Origin of the sequence: Dyella acidisoli (genome assembly GCF_030160295.1) — a bacterium.
GTDB classification, from domain to species: Bacteria; Pseudomonadota; Gammaproteobacteria; order Xanthomonadales; family Rhodanobacteraceae; genus Dyella_B; species Dyella_B acidisoli.
In genome coordinates, this window is record NZ_BSOB01000015.1 from 1 (window position 1) to 8,559 (window position 8,559).

General features: G+C 60.8%; 6 protein-coding genes. All 6 read right to left on the reverse strand.

Annotated features, from left to right (window positions below):
- Positions 1-105: 105 nt before the first annotated feature.
- Positions 106-1,566 (reverse strand): efflux transporter outer membrane subunit, encoded by a 1,461-nt coding sequence (locus tag QQJ86_RS08935; protein ID WP_284320586.1) that lies wholly within the window; start codon positions 1,564-1,566, stop codon positions 106-108.
- Positions 1,550-2,752, reverse strand: a complete 1,203-nt coding sequence (locus tag QQJ86_RS08940) for an efflux RND transporter periplasmic adaptor subunit (RefSeq protein ID WP_284320587.1) — start codon at positions 2,750-2,752, stop codon at positions 1,550-1,552. The genes QQJ86_RS08935 and QQJ86_RS08940 overlap by 17 nt, the downstream gene beginning before the upstream one ends.
- Entirely contained in the window at positions 2,742-5,978 is a 3,237-nt protein-coding gene (locus QQJ86_RS08945) for an efflux RND transporter permease subunit (protein WP_284320588.1), read from the reverse strand. Before QQJ86_RS08945 ends, QQJ86_RS08940 begins: the two co-directional genes overlap by 11 nt.
- A 292-nt stretch (positions 5,979-6,270) precedes the next feature.
- The gene (locus QQJ86_RS08950) at positions 6,271-7,668 is read right to left on the reverse strand and encodes a sensor histidine kinase (RefSeq protein WP_284320589.1); all 1,398 of its coding nucleotides are present in this window, start codon (positions 7,666-7,668) and stop codon (positions 6,271-6,273) included.
- Entirely contained in the window at positions 7,661-8,326 is a 666-nt protein-coding gene (locus tag QQJ86_RS08955) for a response regulator transcription factor (RefSeq protein WP_284320590.1), read from the reverse strand. Before QQJ86_RS08955 ends, QQJ86_RS08950 begins: the two co-directional genes overlap by 8 nt.
- A gap of 42 nt (positions 8,327-8,368) precedes the next feature.
- Positions 8,369-8,559: hypothetical protein (locus QQJ86_RS08960; RefSeq protein ID WP_284320591.1), on the reverse strand; the 191-nt coding region annotated here is incomplete at its 5' end.

The window sequence follows — 8,559 nt, forward strand, 5'->3', positions numbered from 1 at the left end:
TTCATGGACTCGCCCTCGCTCGTTACAGAACGGTGGATAGTTTTACTCTCCACCGCTGGCCCATGAGGCCTTATTTAGCGCGGGGGCGAGTCCATGTAATTACAATTATCGCTTCACTGTGGTATCAGGCGTCGAATCGTCCGCGATGGCATTTGTCCACCCACCACCAAGCGCGCGAATCAGATCTACGCTGGCCTGCAAGCGTCGCGTACGAATGGTCTCGGCATTGCGTTGTGCCGATAGCGCAGCAGTCTGCGCGGTGACTACGTCGAGATAGTTGACGATGCCTTCGCGGTAGCGGTTGGTAGCGATCGTCATGGTTTGTTGCGCTGACGCCGCTGCCTGCTCTTCCTGTTCCATTTCCACGCCAAGATCGCGTAGCAATACCAGGTCATCTTCCACTTGGCGGAAAGCATCCAACACGGTCTGCCGATAGTTCGCGGAGGCGGCGTCGAATTCTGCCTTGGCCTGATCTACCTTTGCACGACGCAAACCTGCGTCAAAGAGGGGCAGCACTGCCAGTGGTCCCAAGGACCAGAAGCGATTGCCGAGCGTGAGCAGATTGCCGGCGCCGGTGTCTTGGAAGCCGTAGGCCGCTGACAAGCTCACGTCCGGAAAGAACGCTGCACGCGCCACGCCGATGCCGGCGTTGGCGGCATATGCACGGCGTTCTGCTGCGGCGATGTCGGGGCGGCGTTCGAGCAGGCTGGAAGGCAGGCCCGGTGGAGTCACCGGCGCGCTCGGTGAAACCTGCGCGGGGGCGATCGAGAAGCTTGATGCGGGTTCGCCGATCAGGCTGGCGATGGCATGTTCGGTCAATGCACGCTGTGCCTGCACGTCGGTTACTTGCGCTTGCGCGTCGTGCAACTGTGTTTGCGCGCGTGATACATCGAGACCGGAAGCGATACCGCCTTGGTGGCGATTCTCAGTGAGCGTCAATGCACGGGTATACGCTTTAAGCGAGTCCTGCAAAATCATCGTCTGCATGTCATAGCCGCGTAGACGCATGTAGTTGTCCGCAAGCCGCGCTTCCAGGCTCAGCTTCGCCGTGGCGAGATCGGCTTGTGCTGCTTGCGACAGGGCGTGACCCGCACTGACTTCGTTGCGAACGCGGCCCCACAGGTCGAGGTCGTAATTGAAACCGACGGCGACTGTATCGGCATCGTATTCGTTGGGCTGATGAGTGCCACGTAGGGGCCGGTTGTCCGACTGGCGATTGCGCGTGGGGTTGGCGAGCGCACCCAATTGCGGAAACAGCCCTGCATTTAACTGGCTTTCGAACGCGCGTGCGGTGTCATAGCGGGCCAGTGCTGCAGCAAGGCTAGGGCTTTCCGCGTCCAGTTTCGTTTCCAGTTGATCGAGCGTGCTATCGCCGTAGACCGACCACCAGTTTCCGCGCGCCTGCTGATCCAGTGGCGTAGCTGTTTTCCATTCGGCGCCGGCTTCCTTGAAGGTGTCCGGTACCGATGGCAGCGATGGCGTGTGATACGCAGTAGCGAGCGAGCAGCCGCCCAGCATCAGGGTTGCAACAACGCTGGCGCAAAGAACATCAACGCGCCGAAACACGACCATCCTCCGCTGCCATGTTTCCGGCGTTGTCGCTCTCCACGCGCACCTGGTCGCCATCCATCAGCGAATCGGGCGGATTCTCGATCACCTGATCGTTGGGGCCTAAACCCTGATCGATCTGCAGGCTGGTGCCAAGGTCCAATGCAACGTGCACCTTGCGCAGATGCACTCGTCCGTCAGCACCCATCACGGCAACTTGGGGCCCTTGCGAACGGAAGATCAGGGCAGTGGCGGGCACGGTTATGCGGTGCGGATCGACCGCGATATCCAACTGCACGTCGCTGTAATCACCGGGCTTGAGTTCGCCCCTTTTGTTATCGGCCACAAACTGCGCGAGCAGGCTGCCGGAGCTTGGGTTGATCGCTTCGGAATTGCCGATCAGCGTCGCGTTGAAGCTTTGTCCCGGCCACTCAGGCACGGTAAGGGTAGCTTTCATGCCGGATTTGATGCTGCCTACATCGGCTTGCGGCACCGGCACGTACAAGCGCATGCGACTGGTGTCGGCGACGGTAAACAATTCCGGCCCGCTTTCATTGTTGGCGGTGATCAGATCGCCCACGTCGGTATGCCGTGCGGTGACGACGCCATCGAATGGTGCCACGATCTTCTTGAAGGTCTCCAATGCATCTAGCCGATCCACGTCGGCCTTGGCGGCGAGGACATTCGCCCGCGCAGCTTCGGCGTCGCCATTCTTTTCGTCCGCCTCCTGTTTGGACACCGAGTCGGAACCAAGCAAATGCTGCCAGCGCTGGGCCGTCATGTCGGCAAGATGCGCATTGGCCTGCGCCTTGACCAGTACCGCTTTTGCTTGCTCCAACTGCTGATCGAGTTCGGGCGTGTCGATGACGGCAAGCACGTCGCCTGCTTTGACTTGCGCGCCAATATCCTTGTACCAGGCTTTGAGATAGCCGCCGACGCGCGCATGGATCGGTGCGCTGTTCCACGCTTCCAGATGGCCGGGCAGGGTGATGGCATGCGCGGTGGCCGGGTCCATCGACGGAGCCAATCGCACGCTTGGAATCAGTTGCGCATCGGTCCATTGCACCAGTTCCTGATGCTGGTAACGGCGCGCAGCCAGACCGACCGTGACCACCAAGGCTGCAATCACCGCAGCACCGATGCCGACGACTTTCAGATGCTTGGGCTTGCGCACCACTGCTACGTTTACGGCGTTATGCGACATGAGGAAGGCCTGATACGGAAACATCGGATGGAACGTGCTGCTTGCGCCCATGTACCAGGCTGAAAATCACCGGCACGAATAGCAGCGTGGCGAAGGTGGCGAACAGCAGGCCACCGATGACGGCGCGACCCAGCGGCGAGTTCTGCTCATGTGTCAGTGCCATCGGCAGCATGCCGATGATCATTGCCAGCGCGGTCATGCATACGGGACGGAAGCGCGTGAAGCCCGCTTCCAAAGCCGCCTTGATCGCATCGCCATGTTCCGCGAGGCGTTCGCGTGCGAAGCTCACCACCAGAATTGAATTCGCCGTCGCCACACCCATGCACATGATCGCGCCGGTCAAAGCGGGTACCGACAGCGTGGTGTGAGTGATGAAAAGCATCCACACGATGCCGGCCAAGGCGGCGGGCAGGGCGGTGATGATCACGAACGGGTCCAGCCACGATTGGAAGTTCACCACGATCAACATGTAGATCAACACGCACGCGCCAAGCAGGCCGAACAGCAAGCCGGAAAAGGCGGTATTCATCGCTTCCACTTGCCCCAGCAACTGTACGGTGGAGCCCTTGGGACGATCCTTGGCCGCATCGTCCAGTACGCGCTGAATGGCGGATGCCACGGCACCCAGATCACGCCCTTGCGTGGTGGCGTAAATATCGAAGGACGGCATGATGTTGTAGTGCGTTACCACCGCAGGGGATGCCGTGCGGTATACCGACGCCAGTGCACCGAGAATCTGCCGCCCGCCGTTGCCTGATGAAGTGATCGGCAGGCTTTCCAGATCGGCAAGATGGTCCATGCGATATTGCGGCGTCTGCGCCACCACGGCATAGGACACACCATTGGCGGGATTCAGCCAGAACGTAGGCGCCACCTGCGAGCTGCCGGCAAGCGAAGCGACCATGCTGTTGGTGACGTCACGCTCGGTAAAGCCCAGACCGCTGGCGCGCACGCGATCTACATCCACATTCAATTGCGGCGCACCGGTGGACTGCTGCAAGCGTACGTCGGCAATACCGGGAATCGCGCGCATCTTGCGCAGCAACTGGATGGCATACGCCTGGTTGTCGGCGGTGTTGCGGCCGGCGATCTTCACGTCCAACGGCGCCGGTGCACCGAAGTTGAGAATCTGGCTGGCCATGTCGGCGGGCAGAAAGGCGAAGTTGGTGCCGGGGAATTCGCGCGGCAGCACCTCGCGCAGTTTCTTGACGAAACCATCGGTGTCGTCATGGTCCTCGTTGAGCAGGATCTGGATATCGCCATCTTGTGGGCCGATGGTGCCGCTGGCGTTGTAGACCATATTGGTGCCGCTGAGCGGCAGGCCGATATTGTCGATGATGCTGTCCAGCTGAGCCGGCGGAATCACGCGGCGAATCGCTCTTTCGATGTGGTCGAACTCGGCCGCCGTATCTTCGATGCGCGTGCCCACTGGCGCACGCACGTGCATCGCGATCGCGCCGGCTTCCGTGGCGGGAAAGAAATCACGCCCCAGGAACGGCACCAAGGCGAACGACGCCAGCACCACTACAAGAAACCCGATCACAAACGGACGGCGCGCGCTTAGCGCCAAGCCAAGGCTGTTGTAATAAGCATCGCGCACCTGGGTGAAGCGGTGCTCGAAACCTTGCTGGAAATGCACGAGCGCCAGACGAAGCCCACCGCGCGCGATATCGGGATGCTGGTCGCCCTCGTGATGATTGATGTAGGTATCTTCAGGATGGTCGCCGATGCCTTTTTCGGTGACGTGCGGCTTGAGCAAATACATCGCCATTGTCGGCACCAACGTGCGCGACAGTACGAACGAGGACATCATCGCGAAGATCACTGCCAGCGCCATCGGCCGGAACAGAAAGCCCGCAATGCCATCGAGCATGAACATCGGCACGAAGACGATGCAGATGCACAGCAGCGAGACGAAGGCCGGCGTCACGATTTGCTTGGCGCCGTCCATGATCGCGGTATGGACGTCCTTACCTTGTTCCAGATGCCAGTTGATGTTCTCGATCGTGACGGTGGCGTCGTCGACCAGGATACCTACGGCCAAGGCCAGGCCGCCCAGGGTCATCACATTGAGCGTTTGGCCGAAGGCCGCTAGCAGGGCGATTGCAGAGAGCACAGCCAGCGGAATCGATACGGCGATAATCACCGTCGAGCGCCAACTGCCCAGGAAGATCAGGATCATTACCGACGTGAGCAGCGCAGCGATGATGCCTTCGCGCGCTACCGATGCAATCGCGCCGCGTACGAAGACCGACTGGTCGCCCAGCAATTTCAGCTTCAGCGACGAGGGGAGCGTTTCCTGCGCCAGCGGTATCAATTTCTTGATGCCGGCCACCACCGCGAGCGTGGAAACGTCGCCGCCCTTCAGCATGGGCATCAGCACCGCACGCTGGCCATCCACACGCACTTCGTTCTGCTGCGGCGGTGCACCGTCATGCACGTGCGCCACCTGGCCGATGGTGATGGTGGCGCCGTTGACGGTCTTGATCGGCAGTTCGTTCAGTGCGTCGATCGCAGAGGGGCTGTCGTTGAGTTCGACGGTGTATTGCTCATGGCCGATCTTGATGCCGCCCACGGGGATGATCTGGTTTTGCGCCGCAAGGGCATTGCCTACGTCCTGCGCGGACAAGCCTTTGGCGGCCAATGCCTGTGGATCGAGATCGATCATGATCTGGCGCTGCTTGCCACCGTAAGGCGCCGGAATAGCCACGCCGCGCACCGACACCAGGGACGGGCGCAGGAAGTTCTGCGCGATATCGCGAATTCTGCCTTCATCCAGCTTCGAGCTGGACAGCGCCATTTGCAGGATGGGCACGGTGGAAGCGTTGTAGTTGATGATCTGCGGCGGCGTGATGCCGGGCGGCATTTGCTTCAGCACCGTCTGCGAAATCGAGGTGACCTGCGCAGTAGCAGTGCGGATATCGACGCCGGGCTGGAAGAAGATTTTCACCACGCCGATGCCGGGCAGCGACTGGGATTCCATGTGCTCGATATCGCTGACCGTGGATGTGAGCTGGCGTTCGTAGTAGTAGATCACGCGCCCGGACATTGCGCTGGGTGATTGGCCGTTGTAGGTCCACACCACGCTGATAACGGGGATGCCGATGTTGGGAAAGATATCGGTGGGGGTCCGTAATGCCGCCAGCGGTCCGGCAATCAGGATGAACAACGCCAGCACTATGAAGGTGTAGGGGCGTGACAGGGCAATGCGGACCAAACCCAGCATGCAGCAGCTTCCATCGGTACGAGCCAGCGATGCGGCATTATCGGGATGGGGCGGGCGGATTACCTTTCAGGGGGATGAAGAATTTTTCATGTTGGTGTGCTGGCCGCTACACGCTCGCGGAAACTCATTTTTACCTCATCGTCGCCCCGGCGAAGGCCGGGGCCCAGTGACTCTGGCGGTGTGCAAGTCACTAGGTCCCGGCCTTCGCCGGGACGACGATGAGCGTGTAGGTTGGGGTGCAAACCCCAACATTGCCATGCATACGTCACGATGTTGGGGTTTGCACCCCAACCTACGGGCTGATCGCACACTCCATCCCAATCCGCGCCCCACCTTCGCCACCATCTATGCTCAGCTCAAAGTCATGCAACTTCGCGATCGCCGCGACGATGCTGAGCCCGAGGCCATGCCCCACTGTCTCCCGACTCCCTTCGCCGCGATAGAAGCGCTGCCATATAGCGTGGCGCTCTTCGGCCGGAATACCTGGGCCGCTGTCGGCGACCTCGATCCGCGCACTGTCCGAAGCTACGCGCACAGCACTCATCGCCACGGTTCCGCCATTCGGTGTGAATTTGATGGCATTGGCGACGAGGTTGCTGATCGCTTCGAACAGCAGGTCGGGGTCGGCTTGCGCGATCAGCCCAGGCTCGATGTGCAGCTCTACCACTTGCTGCTTGTCCTCGGCCAGCGGCGCATAGAGTTCGTGTACGTGTTGCAGCGTCTCGCCAAGATCCACAGCGACAAAACCTTCCCGGCGGCGGCGGTCTTCCAGCTCGGAAATGCGCAGCAGGGCGCGGAAGCGGCCCAGCACGTCGTCGATATCGGTCACGCAACGCTCGATCAAGGTTTGATGCGGATCGTCCTCTCGCATCTGCTGCTGCACGCGATAAAGCTGCGAACGCAAGCGCGTCAGTGGCGTGCGCAAATCGTGCGCGATGTTGTCGCAAACACCTTTCACTTCGCCCATCAGCCGCTCGATCTGGTCGAGCATGTCGTTGACGATCGTGGCGAGGCGATCCACTTCGTCGTCGCGCTTGCTGATGGGCAGGCGCTTGTGCAAATCGCCACGCACGATCGCTTGGGTCGCCACCTTGATCTGCCGGATGCGGCGACGTGGACCGATATTGAGAATCAGGCCGCCGAGCAGCCCCGGCACCAGGGTGAACGACAGTCCCCACCACAAAGCGTGCTTGATGATGCTGCCGACATGGGCGGTGACGCCCGTGGTATGCGCCAACGCCAGCACATTGCCGTCATCGAGGTGGGCGGCGATAAGGTGCAACTGGTCGACGCTGGGCAGCGCCTGTTGACGAATGATGTCGCGAGCCTCGATGCGGATGGGGCCGTCATCGATCTTCAATTCCGGCGGCATGCGTACGATGTCGCCGTTGATCCAATGGCCTTGTGCGTCGAACAGGCCCCAGGCGTTGTAGCTGGTGTCTTCGAGTGCAATGTAGTCGTCGAGCATTGCGGCCAGATGGGCGCGGTCGACGTGGCGCAGGTGATCGATCTGGTGGGTCAGGTCGCGATCGGTGCGCCGCGCCAGATATTGCGTGGTTTCCCAATAGATGGACCCAAGCAGCACGGTTCCCCAGATCACGAAGAACACGCCGTAGCCGAGCAGCAGGCGGGAGGTGGTGGCCCGCCAGTGGGGCGACTGGTCAGCCCGGGATTTGGCGGTGTTATCCAAGCCGGTATCCCGAGCCGCGCACGGTGCGGATCAATGAAGGCTCGCCCTCTGCATCGACCTTGCGGCGCAAGCGTGCGATATGTACGTCAATCAGGTTGGTGCCGGGGTCGAAACGCAGCCCCCATACGCTTTCGAAAATCATGGCGCGGGTCAGCACCTGACCCGGGTAGCGCATCAGGAATTCCAGCAGGCGATATTCGGTGGGCAGTAGCGACAGCTCGCGTCCGCCACGGCGCGCGATGTGCGTAATCAGGTCCAGCTCCAGATCGCCGGCGCGCAGCTTTGTTTGCGCGGGCTGTTGCCGCCGCAGCAGCACTTCGATGCGCGCGGCCATTTCGTCCGGGGCGAAGGGCTTGGTGAGGTAGTCATCGCCGCCTGCGCGCAGGCCGCGCACTCGTTCGTCCACGTCGCCCAGGGCGCTGATCATCAAGACTGGCGTGCTAATACCGCGCTCGCGCAGCTGCTTTACCAGGCTCAAGCCGTCCATGCCCGGGAGCATCAGATCCAGGGTGATTGCGTCGTAGTGGGGTTCCTGCGCGGCTTTCAGTCCCTCGTTGCCGCTGTGTACGCGATCGGCGCTGATGCCGTGCGCGGCGAGTTCCAGCGCGATTTCGCGGGCGGTGACTTCGTCGTCTTCGATGACTAATACATGGGGCATGCCTGAATTAGAATATAAATGGCTGCCGTTTGGGAGTGTGTGTTAGATGGCAACCCTGACGTTGCCATGTTGTTGCATCTCGTGTGTTGAGGCATTGCCTGCGGCGCTTTCGGACCCTAAAGGGCCCGAGTCACTTTTCTTTGCTGGCCCAAAGAAAAGTAACCCAAAGAAATGGCCTAAACGGCTCACAGCATGCGGAAGGGAAAAGCCTGAACGTGTATGGCTAGATAGGT